This window comes from Maritalea porphyrae (genome assembly GCF_027213965.1).
Taxonomy (GTDB): domain Bacteria; phylum Pseudomonadota; class Alphaproteobacteria; order Rhizobiales; family Devosiaceae; genus Maritalea; species Maritalea porphyrae_A.
Map to the genome: position 1 here is coordinate 734,635 of NZ_JAPWGX010000001.1, position 23,267 is coordinate 757,901.

Annotated in this window: 22 protein-coding genes; 14 read left to right on the plus strand and 8 right to left on the minus strand. The window is 51.3% G+C overall.

Features of this window, described 5'->3' with window-relative positions:
• The first annotated feature begins 255 nt into the window (after positions 1-255).
• The 10 genes from O4H47_RS03815 to O4H47_RS03860 all read left to right on the plus strand — a co-directional run bounded on the left by O4H47_RS03815 (position 256) and on the right by O4H47_RS03860 (position 8,925).
• A complete protein-coding gene (locus O4H47_RS03815; RefSeq protein WP_269392824.1) occupies positions 256-1,644 on the plus strand; it encodes an ABC transporter substrate-binding protein in 1,389 nt (462 codons plus the stop codon).
• Between the two features lie 38 nt (positions 1,645-1,682).
• On the plus strand, positions 1,683-2,645 hold the full coding sequence (locus O4H47_RS03820) for an ABC transporter permease (protein WP_269392611.1): 963 nt from the start codon (positions 1,683-1,685) through the stop codon (positions 2,643-2,645).
• Positions 2,638-3,498, plus strand: coding sequence for an ABC transporter permease (locus tag O4H47_RS03825; RefSeq protein WP_269392612.1), 861 nt, complete (start codon positions 2,638-2,640; stop codon positions 3,496-3,498). Before O4H47_RS03820 ends, O4H47_RS03825 begins: the two co-directional genes overlap by 8 nt.
• Complete coding sequence (locus tag O4H47_RS03830; RefSeq protein WP_269392613.1) at positions 3,485-5,023, plus strand: dipeptide ABC transporter ATP-binding protein; 1,539 nt, start codon at positions 3,485-3,487, stop codon at positions 5,021-5,023. The genes O4H47_RS03825 and O4H47_RS03830 overlap by 14 nt, the downstream gene beginning before the upstream one ends.
• A 200-nt stretch (positions 5,024-5,223) precedes the next feature.
• Positions 5,224-5,463 carry a YdcH family protein gene (locus tag O4H47_RS03835; RefSeq protein ID WP_269392614.1) on the plus strand — a complete coding sequence of 80 codons (240 nt, stop codon included), beginning with the start codon at positions 5,224-5,226 and terminating at the stop codon, positions 5,461-5,463.
• Between the two features lie 151 nt (positions 5,464-5,614).
• Positions 5,615-5,863, plus strand: coding sequence for a peptidase (locus O4H47_RS03840; protein WP_269392615.1), 249 nt, complete (start codon positions 5,615-5,617; stop codon positions 5,861-5,863).
• A gap of 18 nt (positions 5,864-5,881) precedes the next feature.
• Positions 5,882-6,241 carry a helix-turn-helix domain-containing protein gene (locus O4H47_RS03845; protein WP_269392616.1) on the plus strand — a complete coding sequence of 120 codons (360 nt, stop codon included), beginning with the start codon at positions 5,882-5,884 and terminating at the stop codon, positions 6,239-6,241.
• Positions 6,242-6,445: 204 nt separating this feature from the next.
• The gene (locus O4H47_RS03850; RefSeq protein ID WP_269392617.1) at positions 6,446-7,804 is read left to right on the plus strand and encodes a diguanylate cyclase domain-containing protein; all 1,359 of its coding nucleotides are present in this window, start codon (positions 6,446-6,448) and stop codon (positions 7,802-7,804) included.
• Positions 7,805-7,887: 83 nt separating this feature from the next.
• Positions 7,888-8,442, plus strand: a complete 555-nt coding sequence (locus tag O4H47_RS03855; protein ID WP_269392618.1) for a hemerythrin domain-containing protein — start codon at positions 7,888-7,890, stop codon at positions 8,440-8,442.
• A 69-nt stretch (positions 8,443-8,511) separates the two neighbouring features.
• Complete coding sequence (locus O4H47_RS03860) at positions 8,512-8,925, plus strand: hypothetical protein (RefSeq protein ID WP_269392619.1); 414 nt, start codon at positions 8,512-8,514, stop codon at positions 8,923-8,925.
• Between the two features lie 181 nt (positions 8,926-9,106).
• Here the strand turns inward: O4H47_RS03860 and O4H47_RS03865 are convergent, their stop codons facing one another.
• Complete coding sequence (locus O4H47_RS03865) at positions 9,107-10,108, minus strand: ABC transporter ATP-binding protein (RefSeq protein WP_269392620.1); 1,002 nt, start codon at positions 10,106-10,108, stop codon at positions 9,107-9,109.
• A gap of 23 nt (positions 10,109-10,131) precedes the next feature.
• On the minus strand, positions 10,132-11,790 hold the full coding sequence (locus tag O4H47_RS03870) for an alpha-glucosidase family protein (RefSeq protein ID WP_419719585.1): 1,659 nt from the start codon (positions 11,788-11,790) through the stop codon (positions 10,132-10,134).
• Positions 11,791-12,017: 227 nt separating this feature from the next.
• On the opposite strand from O4H47_RS03870, the gene O4H47_RS03875 reads away from it, so the two are divergent.
• Entirely contained in the window at positions 12,018-13,106 is a 1,089-nt protein-coding gene (locus O4H47_RS03875) for a LacI family DNA-binding transcriptional regulator (protein WP_269392622.1), read from the plus strand.
• 369 nt (positions 13,107-13,475) lie between these two features.
• A complete protein-coding gene (locus O4H47_RS03880) occupies positions 13,476-14,477 on the plus strand; it encodes an SH3 domain-containing protein (protein WP_269392623.1) in 1,002 nt (333 codons plus the stop codon).
• Between the two features lie 67 nt (positions 14,478-14,544).
• On the opposite strand, the gene O4H47_RS03885 is transcribed toward O4H47_RS03880, so the two are convergent.
• From O4H47_RS03885 to O4H47_RS03905, 5 genes are all read right to left on the minus strand, one after another.
• Complete coding sequence (locus O4H47_RS03885; protein ID WP_269392624.1) at positions 14,545-15,732, minus strand: carbohydrate ABC transporter permease; 1,188 nt, start codon at positions 15,730-15,732, stop codon at positions 14,545-14,547.
• Complete coding sequence (locus O4H47_RS03890; protein WP_269392625.1) at positions 15,732-16,730, minus strand: carbohydrate ABC transporter permease; 999 nt, start codon at positions 16,728-16,730, stop codon at positions 15,732-15,734. Before O4H47_RS03890 ends, O4H47_RS03885 begins: the two co-directional genes overlap by 1 nt.
• Before the next feature lie 113 nt (positions 16,731-16,843).
• Entirely contained in the window at positions 16,844-18,145 is a 1,302-nt protein-coding gene (locus tag O4H47_RS03895) for an ABC transporter substrate-binding protein (RefSeq protein WP_269392626.1), read from the minus strand.
• 295 nt (positions 18,146-18,440) lie between these two features.
• On the minus strand, positions 18,441-19,127 hold the full coding sequence (locus O4H47_RS03900) for an MOSC domain-containing protein (RefSeq protein WP_269392627.1): 687 nt from the start codon (positions 19,125-19,127) through the stop codon (positions 18,441-18,443).
• A 16-nt stretch (positions 19,128-19,143) separates the two neighbouring features.
• On the minus strand, positions 19,144-19,692 hold the full coding sequence (locus O4H47_RS03905) for a MarR family winged helix-turn-helix transcriptional regulator (protein WP_269392628.1): 549 nt from the start codon (positions 19,690-19,692) through the stop codon (positions 19,144-19,146).
• 82 nt (positions 19,693-19,774) lie between these two features.
• Between O4H47_RS03905 and O4H47_RS03910 the strand changes: the two genes are divergently transcribed.
• Both O4H47_RS03910 and O4H47_RS03915 read left to right on the plus strand, forming a co-directional pair.
• Positions 19,775-20,524, plus strand: coding sequence for a hypothetical protein (locus O4H47_RS03910; protein WP_269392629.1), 750 nt, complete (start codon positions 19,775-19,777; stop codon positions 20,522-20,524).
• Positions 20,525-20,598: 74 nt separating this feature from the next.
• On the plus strand, positions 20,599-21,693 hold the full coding sequence (locus O4H47_RS03915; protein WP_269392630.1) for an ATP-dependent DNA helicase: 1,095 nt from the start codon (positions 20,599-20,601) through the stop codon (positions 21,691-21,693).
• A gap of 64 nt (positions 21,694-21,757) precedes the next feature.
• Here O4H47_RS03915 and O4H47_RS03920 read toward each other — a convergent pair whose 3' ends face one another.
• Entirely contained in the window at positions 21,758-22,906 is a 1,149-nt protein-coding gene (locus tag O4H47_RS03920) for a Shedu immune nuclease family protein (RefSeq protein ID WP_269392631.1), read from the minus strand.
• Positions 22,907-23,267 lie beyond the last annotated feature (361 nt).

A 23,267-nucleotide genomic window follows, 5' to 3' on the forward strand; every position in this document is an offset into this window, starting at 1 on the left:
AATTTCAAACCTCCAAAACTCAACCGCACCTCTTAAGCAAAAATACTGCATCACGAAGCTTTCATCCCCACCAACCAAAGTTGGCTTTTGCAAATTGCGCTAATTCCGCTAGAACTAGGTTCAGGTTTGACCCACACAAATCAGGGATGAGAAACAGTGCAAATTATTGAAAAGACGGTCAAAAAAACGCTCCTAGCAGCGTCGATTGTTGGCCTTTCCACATTTGGTGCTTTTGCCAGCGACATTCGTGTCGGCATGGTGCTGGAGCCGCCTCACCTTGATCCGACCGCTGGCGCAGCCGCTGCGATTGATGAAGTTGTTTATGCCAATGTGTTCGAGGGTTTGACCCGGATCGACCAAAATGGCGGGGTGCAGCCTTCGCTTGCCACGTCTTGGACCATTTCGGACGATGGTATGACCTATACATTCACGTTGAAAGAGGGCGTCACCTTCCATGACGGCACCGGTTTTGATGCTGACGATGTGGTGTTCACCTATGACCGTGCGCGCGCTGAAGATAGTACCAACGCGCAAAAAGGCATTTTTGCCCCGATCACCTCTGTGACGGCCGTTGATCCTTCCACCATCGAGATCAAAATTGCGCAGCCGCAGGGCGATTTTTTGTTCAATATTGGCCGGGGCGACGCGGTTATTGTTGCGCCTGAGAGTGCTGAAACCAACCAATCCAACCCCGTTGGCACTGGCCCCTTTAAGTTCGTGCAATGGGATCAAGGCAGCCGCGTCATTTTGGAGAAAAACCCTAATTACACCGGCACACCAGCGTTTATGAACAAGGCGAGGTTCGTGTTTATTTCTGATCCGAACGCGGCGCAAAACGCCATGCTTGCTGGTGATGTGGACGGGTTTGCCAACTTCCCTGCGCCTGAAAGTCTGGCGATTTTTGAAGCAGACCCACGTTACCAAGTGGTGCGCGGCTCTACAGAGGGCGAAACCATTTTGTCCACCAATAACGCCAAAGCGCCGTTCAACGACAAACGCGTGCGCCAAGCCATTGCTCATGCGCTTGATCGGCAAGCTATTATCGATGGGGCGATGTTTGGTTATGGCACACCAATCGGCACACATTTTGCACCGCATCACCCCTATTACGAAGATCTGTTAGACACTTATCCGCGTGACATTGAACGGGCCAAAGCTTTGCTGGCAGAAGCGGGTTACCCAGAAGGGTTTGAAGCCACCTTCAAATTACCACCGCCAACTTATGCGCGTCGTGGTGGGCAGATTATCGCCGCCCAATTGCGCGAGATTGGCATTGAGTTGGAGTTGATCAACGTCGAGTGGGGCCAGTGGCTTGAAGATGTGTTCAAAACCAAAAACTATGATCTTTCGATTGTCAGCCATGTGGAACCGTTTGATATCGGCATTTATGCGAACCCGGATTACTATTTCCAATATGACAATGTGGTGTTTCAAGCGATCATTGAAAAACTCAATGTGACCGCTAATGAAGCCAAGCGCGAACAGTTGGCCCGTGCTGCCCAACGCATTTTGACTGAAGATGCGGTGAACGGCTATTTGTTCCAACTGGCAAAGACCGGCGTTTGGAACACAAACCTTGAAGGCATGTGGCCAAACTCCCCGGTCGAAGGCAATGATTTGACCGCTGTTCGCTGGACAAATTGAGCTTGACTTTACAGCGCTAGCAGGGCCGATTGCCCCCTATGATTGGCTTTGCAGCAAAACGGTTATTTGGCGTCGCGGTTACCCTTTTGGTGGCCGCGGCGATCCTGTTTTTTCTGCTGGATATTTTGCCCGGCGACCCGGCGCGGTTTATGCTGGGGATCAACGCTACCGAGGACGCGGTGGCTGCATTGCGTACCGAGTTGGGCTTAGATCAACCCGCTTTCAATCGGTTCTTCATTTGGCTCTTGGGCTTGTTTCAAGGCGACCTTGGCATCAGCTTTTCACAACGGATGCCCGTCACTCAATTGATGGCCGAACGGTTGCAAGTCAGCTTGCCGCTGGCACTTGGGGCGCTTGCCCTTTCCACCCTCATTGGATTGCCCATCGGCATTTTCGCCGCGCAACATCGTGGCAAATTGGGCGACACATTGGCGATGGTTTTGGCGCAGATCGGCATTGCCATCCCCAACTTTTGGTTCGCCATGCTTTTAGTGCTCGCCTTTGCTGTCACATGGCGCATACTCCCGCCCGGCGGTTTTGTGCCGTGGGGTGAGAACCCATTGCTGGCGCTGCGCTCTTTGGTGTTGCCCACGATTGCATTGGCGTTGCCGCAAGCCGCTATTTTGGCACGGGTGATGCGCACATCATTGGTGGATGTGATGCAGGCCGATTTCATCCGCTCGGCGCGCGCCAAGGGCCTCTCGCAAAGTCAAGCCATTTGGCGGCATGGGGTGCGCAATGCGCTACTTCCGGTGCTGACGATCATGGGATTGCAATTCGCGTTTTTGATCGCCGGCACCATCATTGTTGAAAACGTGTTCTACCTGCCCGGATTGGGCCGATTGATTTTCAGCGCCATTTCCGCCCGCGACCTAATTGTGGTGCGCAGCGCCATATTGGTATTGGTGGCTATGGTGATTTTGGTGATGTTCATCGTTGATTTGGCTTATGCGTTGGTTGACCCGCGCATCCGCACTGGTGGAGGGCAAGACGATGGCTGAGCAATCCACGTTCGTCCGCGCGCTGCACCACCCCAGTTTTCGACTAGGTCTCTTAGGCAGTGCTTTATTTGTTTTGCTGGCGCTGATCTCGCTGGTCTGGACGCCCCACCCAACTGATATTGTCGACATTCCAAATCGGTTCGCAAACGTCAACGCCAACAATTGGCTGGGCACGGATTATCTAGGTCGCGATCAATTGAGTTTATTGATGGTTGGCATCGCGTCGAGTTTAAAAGTCGCGCTTTTGGCCGTGGCGATTGGCGCCTTGATCGGCGTGCCTTTGGGGCTGATGGCAGCGGCGCAGCGCGGTTGGCTGGAAGCTGTCATTCTTCGGTTCAATGATTTCATTTTCGCTTTCCCTGCCATCATTTCGGCGATCATCATCACCACACTTTTTGGCCCTTCCGCGATTAATGCGATGGTGGCGATTGGGATTTTTAACATCCCTGTTTTCGCCCGGGTTGCACGCGGCGGCGCGCTGAGCCTGTGGACGCTTGAATATGTGGACGCAGCGAAACTCTCAGGACTTTCAAACGCGCAGATCAGTTTGCGCCATATCATGCCCAATGTGGCGAGTTTGCTGATTGTACAGGCCACCATTCAACTCTCGCTTGGGGTTTTGGCCGAAGCTGGCCTTTCCTACATTGGGTTGGGGACACAACCGCCGGACACCAGTTTGGGATTGATGTTAAAAGAGGCGCAGAGTTTCTTCTTCGGCTTCCCCATGCAGGCGATTATCCCCGGCATGGCAATTGTGCTGTTTGTGATCAGCTTCAACCTACTGGGCGATGGCTTACGCGATACGCTTGATCCCAAACTCACCAAAGCCGGAGGCGTTGATGTCGCTGGTTGAGGTGAAAGACTTATCCATAGGTTTTGGCGACCACACGGTGGTGCACCAAATGTCATTGTCCATTACCCCCGGCCAACGGGTCGGCGTTGTGGGGGAAAGCGGATCGGGCAAAAGCCTTACCGCTTTGTCGATTATTGACCTGCTGCCCGAAAGCGCCAACACAACCGGCGAAATCATCCGCAACGTGCCTGCGGGTGAAAGCTTACGCGGCAAACATATTGGCATGGTTTTTCAGGAGCCGATGACGGCGCTGAACCCTTTAATGCGGGTGGGCGATCAGATCCGCGAAGCGCTTGAATTGCACCTGCCCGACATTGATTTTACCGCGCGGGTTAGCGAACTGATTGCCGAAGTTGATCTGCCCGCCAGCGTGGCCAAACGCTATCCGCACGAACTATCGGGTGGGCAACGCCAGCGCATCGGTTTGGCGATTGCATTGGCGGGAGAGCCTGAACTGCTGATCGCGGACGAGCCAACATCGGCCCTTGATATGATCACCCAAGCGCAGATTGTCGCGCTGATCAAACGGGTGTGCGACACGCACAATATGGCGCTTTTGTTCATCTCGCATGACCTTGGGGCCGTCGCCGCGCTTTGCGAACATGTGCATGTGCTGGAAAAAGGCAAATGCGTAGAAAGCGGGTCAATTGAAACGGTGCTCAAAGCCCCACAAGAAGCCTATACGCAACGTCTAATCGCTGCGGCGCGTCCTACCCGCCGCCGGCTGAAAACTCGGGAAATTGGGGCACCACTGCTCGAACTTGATGGCATCTCAAAACGCTTTAAACTGCCCGGCCCCTTTTGGGCACAAAAGGCTTATGTACAGGCGCTCAATGATATTTCGCTGACCATTCGAGAATCCGAATGCGTGGGTTTGGTTGGTCCATCGGGCTGTGGCAAAACCACCTTGTCGCGGATTATTGCCGGGCTGCAAACCGCCCAGCGCGGCACCATTGCGTTTGATCAACACACCTATGGGCGCAAATTGGGGGAAATGCCCCACGCGGCGCGGCGCGAACTCTCGATGGTGTTTCAAGACCCATTTGGCAGTTTTGACCCCCGCTTGAACATGGCGCAATCACTTTACGAACCGCTGTATTTGATGCCTGAATTGGGCCACGCTGAGCGCCAAGAGCGGGTGCATATGGCGCTTGAACGGGTTGGCCTAACGCCGGACATGTTGGGCCGTCATCCGCATGCCTTTTCGGGCGGCCAACGCCAACGCCTCGCTATCGCCCGCGCCCTCGTGCTGCGCCCCAAACTGGTGGTGCTCGACGAACCCGTTTCCGCCCTCGATGTCTCCATTCGCGGCGATGTGCTGGAGTTGCTTGCGGACTTACGTGAGAATTTTGGCATCGCCTATCTGTTCGTCAGCCACGACCTAGACGTGGTCCGCGCTGTGGCTGATCGGGTGTTGGTGATGGACAAAGGTGAGATTGTTGAGCAGGGCGACGTGGACACGGTATTTGATGCGCCAAAGGCGAGGATTACCCAACAACTGTTGGGGGCACGGTTGGGGGTTTAGCAGCAACAATTGCTGTGACGCTACAATGGGCACCTCCAACCGGCGGCGTCAGAAAGAACGACCCGCACCATTTGACCCACATCAAAACCAGCCATTGCAAGCGGGTGTAGCCTTTGTTTGACGGTTCGGGAAGCAGTTTTTCGCGCCACCTAAACGAAGCGAAATGCTTCGTTCTTGATCGCAGGCTAAAGGATAGGCTTATGTCTCACACCCCACACGAGTTACACGAAGAATTCCCCGAGTTTTCGGCACGTATTCACGAGCTAAAAACAGGCGACGCGCATTTCGGCAAACTGTTTGACGCCTATCATGACGTAAACCGCTCGGTCCACCGGGCTGAAACAGATGTTGAACCCACTGATGACACCAACCTAGAAGAAATGCGCAAGCAACGCATGGTGTTAAAAGATGAAATCTACGCTTTGCTGAAAGCTGAGTGAACAGCACTCCCTTTTCACCGGCCACAAAGCGCAAGCCAATTTGTTGGCTTCAACCCGCAACAACTTAAATTGCGTTGCGGGCCGCGCTTTGGTAGAAGGACAAATCAGATCGCCGGGTTCACGGCGCTGATTTTCGGGAAATTCCAAAAAAATGAAACTTTCGACACCAGTTGACGTCGAACAAATGCTGAAGTGGCTCGCCCTCGGCTTGGGTCTTTGCAGCACAATTTCCATCGTGCAAGGCTGGCAGTTGGCTGCAATGCTGTTTGGCCTGCCCTTCTGTCTGATCTGGATATATTGCGGCTGGCTGCGTACCGAACGACAACTAAAATACATAAACATCATATTCTCAGCACTCTACATTTATGGGATCGCTCGGTATTTTGTTTTGGGTGTTTGAGGGCTGGTCTTCGTTTTGATGACCGCAGCGCATCAATTTGCCGGTAGTCAGACCTGGATCCCCCGAAGTTTCAAACGAAGTGCAACAATTATGGATCGCGCGCCATCGAGTATATCGCGAGAAGTGAAGCGCAATAGCGCGGCAATGAATGGCTATAATCCCCGCATGGCCGATGACAAGGCACAACAAGCCTATATTTTGCAGTTTTCAGGTGATGATGAGTCTCTTGTGTTGCAACTGATGGATTACCAGGCAGAAAATCACTTTGCGACATTGCGCGTATTGCGGCACATCAGCGACGATGGCGAAACATTGCAGGTGGGTATTTTACATATCGCTGGCAAACCGGCGATGGCTGTCGTTTGCGAAGGACCATAAGAGTGCATTTTTGGGGGAACAAACGATTTGCTATTCTCTTGAAGAAGATGAGCATTATTGTCCAATTTAAAACGTATTATGCCCAGTGTCATCGCCCCGGCGTAACCGCGAATACATGGCACTCAAATAATAGTTACTTTTTCGGCTTGCACTTAACGCAATGTTAGCTAGGCTTACACCCAATGATCGTGTTTTAAACAGTGGATGAGCGCCATTGATATCGATAGACTAGTTGGCCAAATTGCCGAGTTCGCAAGCGACGGAATTTTCGTGGCGGAACTAGTGAATGACGGCTCGTCTTTCCCCACTATTCTTTGGTGCAACAGTTCTGCCTGTAAACAATCTGGCTACAAGAGTTCAGAGCTGCGCGGGAAGCCACTCTACAGAATTATCGGCGGGCAAAAGGACGCTAAAGTTTTCGTGGAGATAGCAGATCGAATGCAACAACCCACGCCAATACAAAAACGTTTTGAGAACGTCGCAAAAGACGGTACGGGCTACCAAGTCTGCCTGTCGCTTCGGCCAGTTGAAGACAAAAAGTTCCCCAATAGATACTGGATCGGGCTGCAGCGGGACGACACAGAAAACGACAGCATGCGCAATGATCTCAAAACAGCGCGCCAAGAACTCAAACTATATAAGCGGCGGCTTTGGGATGCTATTGAAGCGCTCCCCGATGCTTTTGTTATGTATGACATCAACGACCGATTGGTGGTGTGCAACAACAAATATAAGGAGTTTTATGCGGCATCCGCGCCAGCGATTTACCCGGGTGCTTCGTTCGTGGATATTATGCGCTACGGCGTTGAAAATGGCCAATATCCTGAGGCAAAAGGCAGAGAAGAAGAATGGTTGCAAGATTGGTTTCAATGGCACCTTGATCGCAGACGGAGCTCGACGAAACCTTTGGAGCGTGAGTTGCCTGGCGACCGTCATATTCTGATCCACGATATTGAAACAGAGAACGGCGATATTGTCGGCTTGCGGACGGACGTCACAGAACTCCAGCAAAAGAAGAAAGAGCTTGAGAAGCTGACCATATCGCTGGAAAAAGCGCGAAAAGAAGCGGAAATAGCGAGTCTGACTGACCCTCTCACACGCGTTGGGAACCGTCGTGGATTAACAAGGTTTCTTGAACAGGTTGCAAAGCCGGGTAAGACCGATTTTGAAGTTGCCTTCATCCATTTCGACCTAGACCATTTCAAAGAGGTCAACGATGAGTATGGGCATGCTGCGGGCGATTTGGTGCTGTGCAAGGTCGCAGACGCTCTGCGAAAATCTACTCGATCTGAAGATTTTATTGCGCGGGTTGGCGGGGATGAATTTGTGGTCGTTTTACTATCCAAGAATGCCCAAAGAGCTGCTGAAAAAATCGCCAAACGGCTGCTCGATGATTGCAAGAGAGAAGTGCGATTTGACGATAATTTGCTAAGTTATGGCATAAGCATCGGCATAGCGGTTTCAACGAGCGGCGAGTTGGACGATTTGCAGGAACGCGCCGACAAGGCATTGTATGACGCTAAAGCGCAGGGCCGCGGCACATATGTTTGCTATGCGGCTTGATCGCTTGCCGCCACAACTTCGCCTTCTTAGTTTCGATAATCATCTTCAGTTGAATGCTTCATTCTCACACCGAAATAGACCATATGCACGATATCATTATACCCGACGACAGTACCCGGCCTGAAATCCCGCAAACCGAACTCACCGAACAACAACGCCAGCCCATGCGGCATTTGCGGGCGATACACGAGCATCATCGGCGCAATATGCGCATGATGGCAGGCATGTTAGAAGGCGTACGCAAAGGCGATACCAGCGCCAGCGAATTGCATGCCCATATCAAAGATAACCCGATTGTTGAAAATTACCGGGTGTTCGGCAATCTGTGCGGGCAGCACTGCCAATTGGTCAATGGACACCATTCGATTGAAGACGCGCATATGTTCCCAGCGCTTGAGGGAAAGAACGCTGCACTCGACAAAATTGTGCAACGGTTGCGCGAAGAGCATGAGGTTGTGCATGCGCTGCTGATTAAACTGGCGGGGGAAGCCGAAAAGCTGATCAAAGACCCGAGCGAAAGCCAGTTCGATGCCACTGTTCTGGCTCACGAACGGTTGGCGACCTTGTTGCTCTCCCACTTCGGCTATGAAGAAGACAGCGTGGGGCCAGCGCTCGGCCTGTACGACGTGGGCATTTGAGGCAAGTCATTTGCGCAATTGTCCCCGCCCCTTATAGTTTAGGTATAATTTGAGCATTGGGAGGGCATTGTGAGCAGCATTTTTGATTATTTCGATTTACAATCTGAGGAGCGCAAAAAGCAGAAAACGGCGCGGGATTTGGGTTTGCAAACCATGGTGGACACCAAGTCGCCAGGTGCACCAGAAGCGACAACGGCGCCGCAGTTCGCGCCCGTTTGGCCTCAGTATATTGCGTTGGTGTTGGGCATTGTGGCGGACCCTTTTATCAAAAACTATATCGCCACCAAAAGCTTTGGCATGGACCTTGGCGCACTTGGGCCATTGTTGGCCTTTTCAATTGTCATGGGCATCATGATTTTGCCCGGCGTTTACAAAAACAGCTTCGCGCCGGACAAACCGATTTTGGTGCAATTGGCCGCCATTTTTACCGCGGGGGTGGGTTGGCAGACGCTGTTTGAAGCGGCCGCCAAAACCGTGAGCTAGTTTTTAGCGCCGCCGTCGGCCCCTTGGACCTGCCCCGGCACCCGCATTTTTTCGCGCCGCCGTTGGTCGCTTCGCTCCCGACCCCGGCACCCGCATTTTTTCGCGCCGCCGTTGGCCGCTTCGCTCCCGACCCCGGCACCCCCGCCAATTGGGGAAAAGAGCCGATGTGGGGAAGAAAGGTTTAGATAGGTGCTCCGTCTGCATTGAAACGGTGCAGGCGACCTTCTTTGGCTTTAATGGCGATTTTGGTGTGGACCTTAATTGGCGCATTGCCTTCTTGGCGCACAACGAACAATTCCTCATCGCCAATATTGAGGTAAATGTAAGTGTCCGAGCCAAGGATTTCAGTGTGGACCACCTCACCTTCCCAGTCGCCGCCCGTTTCAACAATATCGAGATGTTCGGAGCGGATGCCAACGGTGGTACAGTCAAACTTAGCCGCGTGGGCGCCGGTCAAAAGATTCATTTTGGGGGACCCGATAAAGCCAGCAACAAACAGGCTTTGAGGCGCCTCATAAAGTTCCATCGGGGTGCCCACTTGTTGGACCACACCATCTTTGAGGACTACAATACGGTCGGCCATGGTCATGGCTTCCACTTGGTCATGGGTCACATAGATCATGGTGGTGCCGGGCAACTGCTCTTTGAGGCCCGCAATTTCCATGCGCATCTTTACGCGTAGCGCCGCATCAAGGTTACTCAATGGCTCGTCGAACAAAAAGACTTTTGGGTCGCGCACAATTGCGCGGCCAATGGCAACCCGCTGACGTTGCCCACCAGACAGAGCTTTGGGGAGGCGTTTAAGGTAATCGGTCAGCTGCAATTTGTCGGCTGCGGCTTCCACCTTTTGCTTGATCTCTTCTTTAGAGAACTTTTGGATTTTGAGTGCATAGGCCATATTATCAAACACAGTCATATGCGGATAAAGCGCATAAGACTGGAACACCATTGCGATGCCGCGTTTGGAGGGGGCCACATCATTGACCACCCGCCCGTCGATTTCCAAGGTGCCACCAGAAATGCTCTCGAGCCCTGAAATGGTGCGCAACAATGTGGATTTTCCGCAACCCGACGGGCCCACAAATACAATGAATTCGCCCGACTTAATGTCGAGATTAATGTCTTTAAGCACACGGACATTGCCGTATGACTTATCGAGATTGGTTATTTTAATGTCAGCCATGTTCCCTCCCCTGAAACAATGGATTAGCTGGCGTTCACGCCAAAATATGATGAAAAGCTGGGCAAAGAAAGCCGGGTGCCTTCAAGCGTTGCATTTGAGTGCCGGGCAGCGTGGTCAAAGTCCTCAAACGCCGCCAGCTCAATGGTTGCGGGTTGATCGCTCATATTGAATACACACAATATGCGTTCTTCGCCCAGTTGCCGCTCAAACGCCAAAACTTGTTCGGTGGCGTCGATGATTTTGATGTCACCCTCACGCAGCGCAGATGTTGCACGGCGAAAGGTAAGAAACTCTTGATAGTGCTTGAGCACAGAACCGTCGCCCTGGGCATCAACCGCATGGCTTTGGTGTTCAACCGGAATGGGCAGCCACGTGCGGTTGGCGGTGGTAAACCCGGCCTGCCCGCCGTCCACTTCCCAAACCATTGGCGTTCGACATCCATCGCGGCCCTTGTAGTTTGGCCAGAACTCAATACCGTAAGGATCCACAAGATCTTCAAAAGCCACTTCGGCTTCTGGCAAGGCCAATTCCTCACCTTGATAAAGACAGACAGAGCCACGCAGCGACAAAAGCACTTCGGCGGACAGTTTGGCGAAGTCACTTTGCCGATCCGGGGCAATGCCCCAACGCGAGATATGACGTTGCACATCGTGGTTGGAGAACGCCCAGCACGGCCAGCCATCGGTCAAGATGGCTTCAAGTTCGCTGATCTTTAGCGCAAAATATTTGGCGTTGAAGTCACCGCCCAGGAAATCAAAGGTATAAGCCATATGTAACTTATCCCCGCCCGAAGTATATGCGGCCATAATGTCGAGCTGGCGCTGCGCGTCGCCGATTTCACCAACGGTGGTGATATGGTCATATTCATCAAGCAACGCGCGGAGACGCTTTAGAAAATCAATATTCTCAGGTCGGCTTTTATCATTGATATGATCTTGCCAGTTGTAAGGGTTTACCGCCGGCGCGATGGTTGCATTGATCTGATCTTTGGGCAGTGCTGGGTTGTCTGCCAAGCTTTGATTGTGAACGTAAAAGTTCACCGTATCGAGCCTAAAGCCATCAACACCGCGATCAAGCCAAAAGCGAACCTCTTCCAGCAATGCGGCTGTCACATTAGCATTGTGAAAATTCAAATCAGGCTGAGAAGTCAGAAAATTGTGCAAATAATATTGGCAGCGACGCGGGTCCCATGTCCAAGCGGACCCGCCGAAAATCGAAAGCCAATTGTTGGGCGGCGTGCCATCGGGCTTCGCATCTGCCCACACATACCAATCCGATTTTGGATTGTCAGGTGAGATGCGACTTTGTTTAAACCATTCATGTTCGTCCGAGGTATGCGAAATCACCTGATCGATCATTACTTTCAGGTCCAACCGATGCGCCTTGGCCAAAAGCTTGTCAAAATCCTCCAATGTGCCAAAAATCGGGTCAACGCCGCGATAGTTGGCCACATCATACCCAAAGTCTTTCATCGGGGAGGTGAAAAAAGGCGAAAGCCATATCGCATCAACGCCCAAACCCGCCACATAATCCAAGCGGTCAGTTATACCATTCAAATCACCAATGCCGTCGCCATTGCTGTCTTGAAACGAACGTGGATAGATTTGATAGATGACCGCGCCGCGCCACCAGTCTTTTTGCTTCGTCAGTCTGACAGCGGAATGGGAATCAGGCTGTGTCATATGATTCATCAATGGTCTTTCTTGCCACTTCTTGGGGCGGTCCGGGCAAAGGTTGCCAGTTTCCACCAAGTTGAGTATCGTTGGTTATCGGGCTTCCAAAACGTTTTGGTAAACTATTTCTACCCAAGATGGATTGCTCTCGTCAACCAATTGTTGAAAGTTGATGGTGAGATTTTGCACTTACGCACGCAATACCCTACAAAATGCTGAAAAAATCGCAGGAGCTTATGCCCCAACATAATCACCCAATCGGCAACAAAGAGCAAAATCAGGTCACCATTAAAGACCTCGCGCGCAAGCTTGACTTGTCGATCACCACCATTTCGCGTGCTCTCAACGGCTATAGCGATGTTGGGGCAAAAACGCGTGACCGCGTGCAAAAAGCAGCACAAGAGATGGGATATACGCCGAACCGGAATGCACAACGATTGGTGACCCAGCGCTCCCATTCAATTGGATGGATCAAAGGCGATGGGTCGCAGCATTTTGTTGATCCGCACTTCGTGGAAGTGTTCGCTGGGGTTCTGCGCGAAGTAAAACACTATGACTATGATGTGGTATTTGCATCAGGTGCCGAAGAAGATTTGGTTTCGTTGTTTGATCGTTATGTGCGCGACCAAAGCGTTGATGGATTTATTTTGGAGTTGCCGCGCCCAAATGACAAGCGCATCACCTATTTGCTTGAATCCGGCATGCCCTTTGTGGTGCACGGGCGCGAAGAGCGTTCAGACCAATATGCATGGGTTGATATCGACAACTTTGGGATGTTTGAAACGCTGACCAAAGTGATGCTGGATGCCGGGCACAAAAAGATCGCCTTCATAAATGGCGATGAGAACTATTCGTTTGCCGTCGAGCGGCGCTTGGGCGCTGAACGAGGGTTGGAAGCGATGGGCGCAACACGTGACGCGCTGAAAGTATACAACGCCGTTCACCCGATGGTGCATGCGGGTTATCAACTGACCACCAAAGCGCTTGAGGACCCCAAGGTCACTGCCATTTTGTATTCATCCGCAGTTATGGCTGTTGAGGGGCAAGCTGCAATAGCAAGTTCCGGGCGCGAAATCGGCAAGGACCTGGAGATTGCCACAATGGATGATGAATTGCGCCATGTGGACCTGACCTCGCTTGAAGGGCAAATTAGTTTCGTGCGTTCACCGTTGAACGAAAGTGGGCACGCTCTTGTGCGGCAGTTGATGAAGCAAATCCAAAAGAAGGGCCCGCCCGAAGGCGAACTTATTCCAGCTCGGTTCAGCCTGCGGCCAAACTTACCTCGCGTACAAATTCCGCCTCACTTTGAGGTTGAGGACGCCTGACCGACGCGTTTGTTGCCTTACTAGCGTGCCCGCTTGATGAAATTCACCAAAATGGACCGGTTGATGGCAAGAAGAACGCAGCATGAGTTGCGCAAGATAGCATAGGCAAAATCCAGAAATTGATCTGACGCAATGCGCAGTTTGTTTTGGCGCGCGACCATTGACGGCGTGCAAGCAGTCTCAGTGGGTTTGCACACGTTAATAGAGCACTCGCCCGCGCGGAACGTCGTGGCGGTTTGGAGCTTGGATTTTTTTCAGATGAGGATCTGTGAAAGCCGCGTTCATTTAGGGTTCAGGCCGTTTTTGTTTTCATATCTCCAGCGGGGCCAGCCCAATACCGGGCATGACAACTGATTGGGAGTGAGAAACATGACACCTATCAAGGCAATAGTTTCCGCCGCCTTTGCGGCCACAAGCATTATCATTACTACCGGCGCTTCGTTTGCGACCGATGCGCAAGCAACCACCGCCCTCAACGTGCGCTCGGGTCCTGGAACGTCATATGGCGTTGTTGATACGTTAACGCCCGGCGAACGCGTCGAAGTCAACGAGTGCGCAACGAACGGCTGGTGCTATATTGAGCATACAGGTCCAGACGGCTGGGTCAGTTCAAACTACCTCTCTCCAGTTAGCGGCGGTTCCGCAGAACCGGATTGCGGGTTTAGTTTCACCATAACACCAAGCGGTCCAAGCCTTTCGATCTCTTGCGGGGACACGCCAACGCCCACACCAACGCCTCCGGCTGGCAACGTTGCTTGTTTTTACACTGGCACAAACTACACGGGGTCCGAATTCTGCCATGGGCCAGCAACGCTGAACACATTGGATGCAACGTTTAACGACAATATTGCGTCTGTAAAACTATACGGTAGCGCCAAGGCCAAACTCTGCCGCAATGCAAACTTGACGGGCACCTGCAAAACATACACGACATCAAAATCTGTTTTGCCCATTACAATTCGCAACAAAGCGTCATCTGTTCGCATCTTCACCGGCGTCATTCCGTTGCCACCGGTGACCCCTGTCACCCATTCGACCGGTCCGATCAACCTGCAGCAAACTTATACCGCGAATTTGGACAATGGTGCGATTGGCGGCGGTGGAGCTGATATTTGGTACCGGGCTGTGACGGCAGTGCAAAAATACATCAAGCCCATCAACGGCGCAAAACTGGCTGTAGGCAACAAATCAAATCGCGGATATTCAGGCTGTAAAGTTGCGAGCTACTCTTCTGCTCAGGTCTCTATTTGGACCCTGCCTGTAGGCTCTTATGTCTGCGTCAAGACCAGCCAAGGTCGTATCTCTCAATTCCGTTTGAATGGATATTCTGGGACCACCATGAAACTTGGATATACAACTTGGGCAAACTGAGTTGAGCGAGCAAAGAAAAAAGGCCCGGGTTGCACCCGGGCCTTTCCCTAACTTCATTTGAACTATGTTATTTCACCGAACCGGCCAGCAGTCCACGCACGAAATAACGTTGAAGTGAGAAGAAAACGATCAGCGGCACAATGATGGAAATGAACGCGCCTGACGTAAGGATTTCCCAATTGTCACCGCGTGAACCAATTAGCTCCCGCAGGCGACCGGTAAGCACCAACTCATTGTCGCCAACACCTAAGAACACCGTGGCGACCAGCAAATCATTCCACACCCACAAGAATTGGAAGATGGCAAAACTTGCCAGCGCGGGGAAGGAAAGCGGCAAGACCATTGTGGTGAAGATCTTAAAATGAGATGCGCCATCCATGCGGGCGGATTCCATGATTTCCTTTGGCAAGCCGGCCATATAGTTGCGCAGCAAATAGATCGCCAACGGCAGACCGAACCCGGTGTGGGCCAGCCAAATACCGAGATAGGATTTAGCCTCGACCCCCAGCATTGGCGCAACACCGTTATAGAGCTGCAAGATCGGAATGAGCGACATTTGCAGGGGCACCACCAAAAGTCCAACCACAATGGCCACCAAATACCCACGCCCTGGAAATTGCATCCATGCCAATGCGTAGGCCGCAAATGCCGCAATTAGAATAGGAATGATGGTTGCGGGAATAGTGACGGTGAAAGAGTTGATGAACGAGCGGTCAATACCTTCAGATGTCAGCACTTCACGGTAGTTGTCTAATGTGAATCGCGGTGGTATTTGCGCTGTGTAGAGCACACGCTGTCCGCGCTTAAAGTCGAACTCAGTCTCTGACACCCAGGTGTATGAACCATCCGCATTCACCGTCAGTTCCCCGCCTTCTTTGGGCGCCACACTTGTGCCAACTGGATTGTCACCAAATGTGTTGTTGGTCAGACCATAGGCAGAAAGGGTTCGCCCCTGCTCGTCTTCAGATAAAAGATTGCCGGAAATTACATACACACCGTTTTCCAGCACCTGCGCGTCGGCCGCCAATGTGCGTCCGCCACCTGTGCGTTGTGTGGTTGTAAGGGCTGACCACCATCCAGAAACGGTTAGTTGATCTTTATCCCGAACGGAAGACACAAGCAGCCCAACGGTGGGCAAGGTCCAAATGATCACCAATGCCAACAAAACGATGTGGGTGGCGAGCTTGGACCAATCGATATTGAGCGTGAATGAAGGTTTGCTTGCGGGCAAATCCGCAACAGCGACATTAGCCATTATCGTGTCCCCTCTTCTTTATTCACTTCACGGATGTTCCAAATCATGATGGGCAACACCGCAATCATAATCACCAGAGCGATGGTTGAAGAGCGACCAAAATCCACGCCGCGTGTCAACCAATCAAACATTAGGTTCGCGAGCACTTGCGTGTCCCATTGCCCATTGGTCATGGCCAAAACGATGTCGAACACTTTGAGCACTACAATCGTGATGGTGGTCCACACGACGATAATGGTGCCAAAGATTTGCGGGATCATGATGGAGAAGAATATCTGCAAGTCATTTGCCCCATCAATGCGGGCGGCTTCTAACGTTTCTTCGGGGATACCTCGCAACGCAGCGGACAAGATCACCATGGCAAAGCCAGTTTGAATCCAGATTAAAATCAACATCAAAAAGAAGCTATTCCAAAATGGAATTTGCAGCCAAACTTGGGGCTCCATCCCCAGCCCGTTGACGATTGCATTTAAGATGCCGATTTGCTCGCTGTCGCCGCTTCGATAGTCATAGACAAATTTCCAAATCACCGATGCACCAACAAACGAAATCGCCATCGGCATAAAGATCATGGATTTTGCAAAGTTGCCCCACCAAAGCCGATCGGCCATCACCGCAACAATGAGACCAAATATGGTTGCGCCGATGGGCACAATAATTAGCCATAGCAGATTGTTATAAACCGACTGCAAAAAATTGCCGTCTTGGATGGCCCATATGAAGTTGCCAAGCCCAATGAACTTTCTGCCGCTTGAATCAAACAAGGAGAGCCAGACTGTGGCAAACACGGGGTAAATCAAATAGAGCGAGAGGAAAAACAATGCGGGGAACAGAAAGATCCAAGGGCGGATTGAGGTGCGCAAACCATCGTTCTTTGAGGTTTCATTGTCGCCACCCAAGAGGCGGTCTAGGACCCAATTTGCGCCCCAAAAATACAAAACACAGACGCCAACGCCGATGACAACTGTGGTGAGTGCGCTTAGCACTTGATCAAACATTTGGTCTCCCCCCAAAACACTGGCAATTGACTGCCAACATCATGCACCGATTGGTGGCTTGTGGCGAGGTGGGCACCATTTGGCGCCCACCAAGCTTATTTTTGTTGATCGATCTACTTGATCGAGTCCCAGCTATCCTGGATCTCTTTGGCAACTTCTGCTGCTGGTTTGCCACCAGCGTAGTCCACCATGCCGGTCCAGAATGAACCTGCACCCACTGCACCTGGCATTAGGTCGGAACCATCAAAGCGGAATGTAGTTGCATTGAGCAATATACGGCCTTGGCCACGCAATGTGTCATTGGCATATTTGTCCAAATCTACACCTTTGTGTGGGGTCAAGAAGCCAGCACGTGCCATCCAGATTTCATGTGCCTCAGGGGTTTTGAGGTAATCGATTAGGGCATGTGCCCCTTTTGATTCATTGGTGATGGCAAACAATGTGCCCGCACCAAGAACTGGCGAGCCAAGCGCTAGGCCATCATAGGCTGGGAAGTAGAAGAAGTCCGCGTCTGTGCCCAATTCAGTACCCTCAGGGAAGAAGGAAGGAATAAAGGAAGCCTGGCGGTGCATGTAGCACTTAGGCGGCACAGAGAATAGACCTTTCGGGCTATCGCGGAAATCAGTTGCAGAAACTGCAGCTGAACCACCATCAACCCACTCGTCGTTTAGAGCGAATTTTCCGAATTGCTCTATTGCAGCAACAACACGCGGATCGTTGAATGGAATTTCGTTTTTCACCCATTGGTCGTAAACTTCTGGTGGCTGGGTGCGAAGCATCATATCTTCTACCCAGTCTGTAGCAGGCCAACCGGTTGCGCCGCCCGAACCTAGACCGATGCACCATGGGGTGCCGCCATCGGCAACAATTTGGTCACTAAGGGCCAAAAGGTCTTCCATGGATTCTGGCACGTCGTAACCCGCATCTTCAAAGTTTTCTGGTGAATACCAAACAAGGCTTTTCACATCGACTTTATAGAAGAAACCATAGTGCTCTGGGTTGCCGTTTTCATCAGCATAGGTGCCTAGATCAACCCAAGATTGACCTGCGGCGTAGTTCTCTTTCACCCAATCAGCAGTTTCGCCACTCAAAGGCGTCAAATAGCCTTTGGACGCCAAATCAGCGGCTAGACCGGGTTGAGGGAAAATGGCCACGTTTGGCGCAGATCCCGCTTGCGAGTCGATGACGATTTGCTGTTCGAAGCTGTCTGAGCCCGCATATTCTACATTGGCACCTGTTGCGGCTTCAAAGGGCGCGAGCACCGCTTCAATATGTTCCTTATCGGCACCAAGCCAAGGTCCAAAAACTTTAATGGTTTCGCCTTTTAGGTCCATATGGCTGTCAGCGTACGCTGCTGCGCCACCTGCCAACAATAGAGCCGCTGCCGAAACACCAGTGATAAATTTCATTTTCATGCTTTCCTCCCGTCGCATGCCGAGCATAACTCAATAGATAGTTGCACGACCATTCCCTTGCATTTTGTCTGGATATTTAGAGCGCCAATTTTGCCAGAAATTCATTCTACCAAAACGTTTTGGAAACTCGACCCAAACACACGCAAATGGTGGTTCCCCTTTAGGCTGACACATCTTTTAGAAATTGCCAAGCAAAAATTAGGTGGTCGATGAAATATGATTTAGTGCTTATAATTCATATGATTAGATGGATATATCGACCCGTCCTGTTTCAAAAAACGGAGAACAACTGGCGCTAGCCGACTAGTCTGGGCTGATGATCTTCAACAAATTCGGAAAACGCGCGCTTGTAAAAATATTGTCGCCAATTTTTGGCCAACTCAGGCAATTCACACAACTCTTTTGCGATTGCGCGATGTAGTTCTTTGTCAAAGCGCGCGGCAATAAGCCGATCAAGTGGCCAGCTCTCAAGTGGCCTTTCAATCAACTTCAATTTGTCACCAACTTTGACTTCCCCTTGCTGCAACACACGATAGTACCAACCCGTTTTGCCCGATTGCTGCAACAGTTTTGCCATCTCTGGAACCCGAGAATGTAGGTTCAACTTCCAGCAAGGTTGACGCCCTTGGGAGATTTGAACGCGGGCCGTGCCAAGCTCGAAAATGTCCCCTAAACAGACATCGCTTTCAACAACGCCTGCCGTGGACAGATTTTCACCAAAACTGCCCGGTCGAAACGCAAAAGAGGTTTCAAATTTTTGCGCCTGCCAAGTTGAATAATGATCTGCAGGATAGTGGTGAACAGCTTTGTCGGGGCCCCCATGTAGGCGCAAATCTGCCTGAGCGTCAGAAATAAAACCTGTTTCTATAAGCTGTTGCGCACCGTTCGCGTCAAATTTTGCAATTGCGCTTGGCGGCTTGCCTTGCCAGCGTTGTTTGGCTTTGCCGACATATAAACCCAGTATTGCTGTATTAAACTTCATAATGCGCTCTCAAATATCAGGCTGCACTATCATGTTCATGGCAAATGAGGCTTGTTTCCTCTTCTGCCAATTCGACATTCAACAAACGACAGTATGGCCGATTTGCTGATTTGTCATGATGTTTGCAGCTTTTACAAATTCCAAAACTTCGCCCGCCCCGAGCAGCCAATGTGCTATGCAACACATTACTTAACAATAATGCAATATTTGCGCTTTCATTTTGATCTAATTGTGCAAGCGCCTCATCCAAATTGGTACGAATTGCCACCACTGAGTGGCCGGTTTTTGTTACGTCATAGCGGACCGATCTTTTGTCTTCTGCTGACCGAATTTGCTCGATAAGTCCCTTTTTCGCCAATGTTTTCAAAGATTGGGACACGGTGCCGCGTGTTGCGCCCAAATAGTCTGCGACATGAGATGGTGCCCGGGAAAACCGGTTTGCGGCCATCAGATATTTTAGAGCCGCGACTTGTGCGGGATTCAGGTCATTTGTCCACAACTCTGATTGGTTGAGCCGCGCCAACCGATCAAGGAGCTCACTGATTCGATATACATTTTTTCTCATCCCTTATAGTAGCGAATCGAAATTACTATTGCAATAATTTCGACTCGCTACTATAAACGCATCTTCAACAAAGGAGATTGAAATGAAAAACTTCGTTTTGGTGGCAGGATTGATTGCCACGTTCAGCGCCCCAAGTTTTGCGGATGGTACACACGCCACGGCCATGGATGATGCGGTAAAATCTGAGCATAATGGTGCAGTGCACGCTGCGTTTGATATTTTGGCCGCCCACGCGCACCAAAAAGGGAATTTGGTCACGTTCCACATGAGCACGGCGGGCCAAGCTGGCAGCGAAAGACCCAGCAGCGTAGGCGATCTGGCGGGCGCACCGGTTTATGCTTATGTGTGGCCAACCTCACTTGACCCTCTCGTTGTCGGTTTTGAGGATGAAAGCGGCATTTTGGCACTTGCAGCAACAAGCCACCCCGATTTTGATGACACGCCTCTTTATGACGAAAACCAAGATGGTGATCTGGCCAATGATGGCGATTTGTGGCACTCGCACTGGGTTGTACTGACCCCAACTCAAGCCTGTGGCCCAGGCGCATTGGCTGTGCGTGACATTAAAGAAGGCACATCGCCCAAACTGCCCCTCACCTGGCCGGGTTTGCCACTGTTTATTGATAGCCCGGGCTACACCCCAGTTTTTGACGGGGAAGAAGTAAAAGTCACCGTGCCATTTGGCGCAGGCGTTCAATTGGCAGGCACAAAATACGATGGCGTGACTTCTGCTTTGCGGGTGAACGCCAATCTTCATGCACCGCTATTGTGTGTCACAGATGTATTTGACGTGGCATCTGGTGATCTGAGCCTGCCGGGCGAGATTAAATAGGCAATCTGCATGTTGGCTCGAATCTTTTGCACCTTTAAGGTGCAAGTTCACAAAACCAATTCGAGCCAACATACATGCAATGGTCGCCCCAACAAGATGAAGCCTTAAAGGCAGTTGACGCCTGGTTGAAAGACAAAAACGGGCCGCAAGTGTTTCGCCTGTTTGGCTGGGCGGGCACGGGCAAATCCACCCTTGCGGTGCATTTGGCGCAAGGGGTGGGCAGCGTTGTGTTTGCTGCCTTTACGGGCAAAGCGGCCTTGGTGATGCGGCGCCGCGGATGCGAGGGTGCATCCACCATCCACAGCCTGATCTATAAGTTTGTGAACGACAAAGAAGGCACGCCGCAGTTCAAGCTGAACGATGATAGCGACATTTGCGACGCCGAATTGATTGTGATCGACGAAGTGTCGATGGTGGGCCAGCAATTGGCCGAAGACCTATTGTCGTTTGGCACCAAAATCTTGGTGTTGGGTGACCCGTTTCAACTGCCCCCGATCCATGACACAGGCTATTTCACCGAAGCAGAACCCGATTTTATGCTGACCGAAATCCATCGGCAAGCCGAAGACAATCCGATTGTGCGATTGTCACTAGAAATCCGCGAAAATGGTCGCTTGGATTACGGCACTTACGGCGAGAGCAAAGTGGTGCGCAAAAATCAGGTGGCGCGCGAAGAGGTGTTGGAGGCCGAGCAAATATTGTGCGGCACCAACGCCACCCGCCTCTCCTATAATGATCGCGTGCGTGCGCTCAAAAACCTGCCCCCGCAAACACCAGTTGTCGGCGATCGCCTGATCTGCTTGCGCAACAACCACCAAAAGCAATTGTTAAACGGCCAATTGTGGATCGCCGAAGACGTTGAATATAAAGGCCTTGGCGTCTTAGACATGGTGCTCAACCCAGACGATGCAGGCGACAGGCTAAACCGCGCCAACGTCACCACCCACGAAAAATTCTTCCACGGCAAAGAAGCTGAATTGGGCTGGGGCGAACGCAAAAAGTACGATGAATTCTATTTCGGCTATGCCCTAACCGTACACAAATCCCAAGGCAGCCAATGGGACAATGTGTACCTGTTCGACGAAAGCTGGGCCTTCCGCGAAGACCGCGCAAGGCATTTGTATACGGCGGTAACCCGGGCGGCGGAGAAGATTACGGTGGTGCGGTAGGTGGTGAGGGTGAGAGAGTGTCTTCGCGATGCCGATTTAAAGGTGTTACTAACGCTCGACTCGTTCACTGGTTCCGCGTAATAAACTCGGCTCGTTCCAGCAACTCGTCAAATGTCAAAATGTCGACCGTCCGTGTCTCCTGCCTGAACAGCTCGAACGTGTCATACATAATCTGCGCGTCACGTTCATTATTGGAAAACTCACTCCGCGAGCCGATGATTAAAACCGATTTCGTATTACGGGTTCGGGCAGTTAGCTTCTTTCCATCCTTGTTCCAGTGATCTTTGCCCTGAGCAAATGCTAACCACTCTGCCTTTTGTTGAATGATTTGAGAAACGGCACTAGTAAACTCTGTGCTGAACTCCCAGGTCCCTGCACGGCCTCCTTTAGTCTGCTTGAAAATTCTGGTGTCAGGCCGTTTTATTTCTACAAGGATCGTGTAATCGGTAAGCGACCCAAGAAAGTCAACAACCGGCTTTTCCCTGTTGTCTGTACCACCGCCCACACCAACGACCATCTCACGACCAAACTGCCGCATAATCCGATAGTCGAGGCCATACCCAAAAACCCATTGCTCACGCTCGAAGAAGTCCTGCCAATCCGCTTCCTTCCATCCGCCGACGTCCATTTTCTCTTTGAATTCATTCAGTCCCTGCCTGCGTCCAAGGAGTACGTTGACTTCTTCTGAGGTCAAAGAAGCGCTAAGTGCCTCGAGCGTGGCTTCGCGCTGGCTTACGTCCATTCTGCGCATCTGCTCAATGATACCGCGATCAGAAGCATCTATAATTGCCTTTGGTCCAGCCTTCTGCGATATGTCCTCAATTTGGAAAGTCTCCTCATTAGACAAATCCACAAACTCAATTTGTCGCAGAAAGGCCAATAACCGTGCGAACTCGTCGCTGCGGAAAGTAAACTCGTCTTTGTCGTAGCCCTGAAACCAATCGTTTTTTCGGGACTGATATGTTTGCAGTGATATACGGCGGACCTGTCGGTCATCCTGCGTTACCAAAGCAGTGACTTGGGTTTTACGTTTCTCTCCGGTTAGACGCAGACACAACGCCCCTTCGATCTCGCCCAAATGCAGCCTATCAGACCCCTCGAGTACCATCCGCACTTGCCGAACGCGCTCGGCATTCTGCTCGTTGAACTTAAATACCTTGGAGATATAAGTCTTCGCGGCTCGTCGTAAGTTAAAAAAATCTACTTCATCCATACTTGGATATTGTAATCACAAACTATCGCCGCGCAAGCATTACAATATTGATAATATCCGCAAAGTGCCCAAATGGCCGGCCCAATTCAATGCGTTATGTGTCAATCAAGCACAAACCAACTTCGCGACGTCAAAAGATAGGGTTCGCCACTGCGTTTTCCGATTTTCTCGCTACAATAGGTGTTTATGCGTTTGAGCGTTCGGGAATATATGTGCCAGTGGCACGGCAAAGAATAACTGACCCCGGATCAAGTCCGGGGATGCCAAGAGGTTATGCAGCGCTTCCCTATGGGGCATTCCCGCACTTGATGCGGGATCAAGGCTGACACACTAACTAAATAGGCAACTCGCTAACCAACCG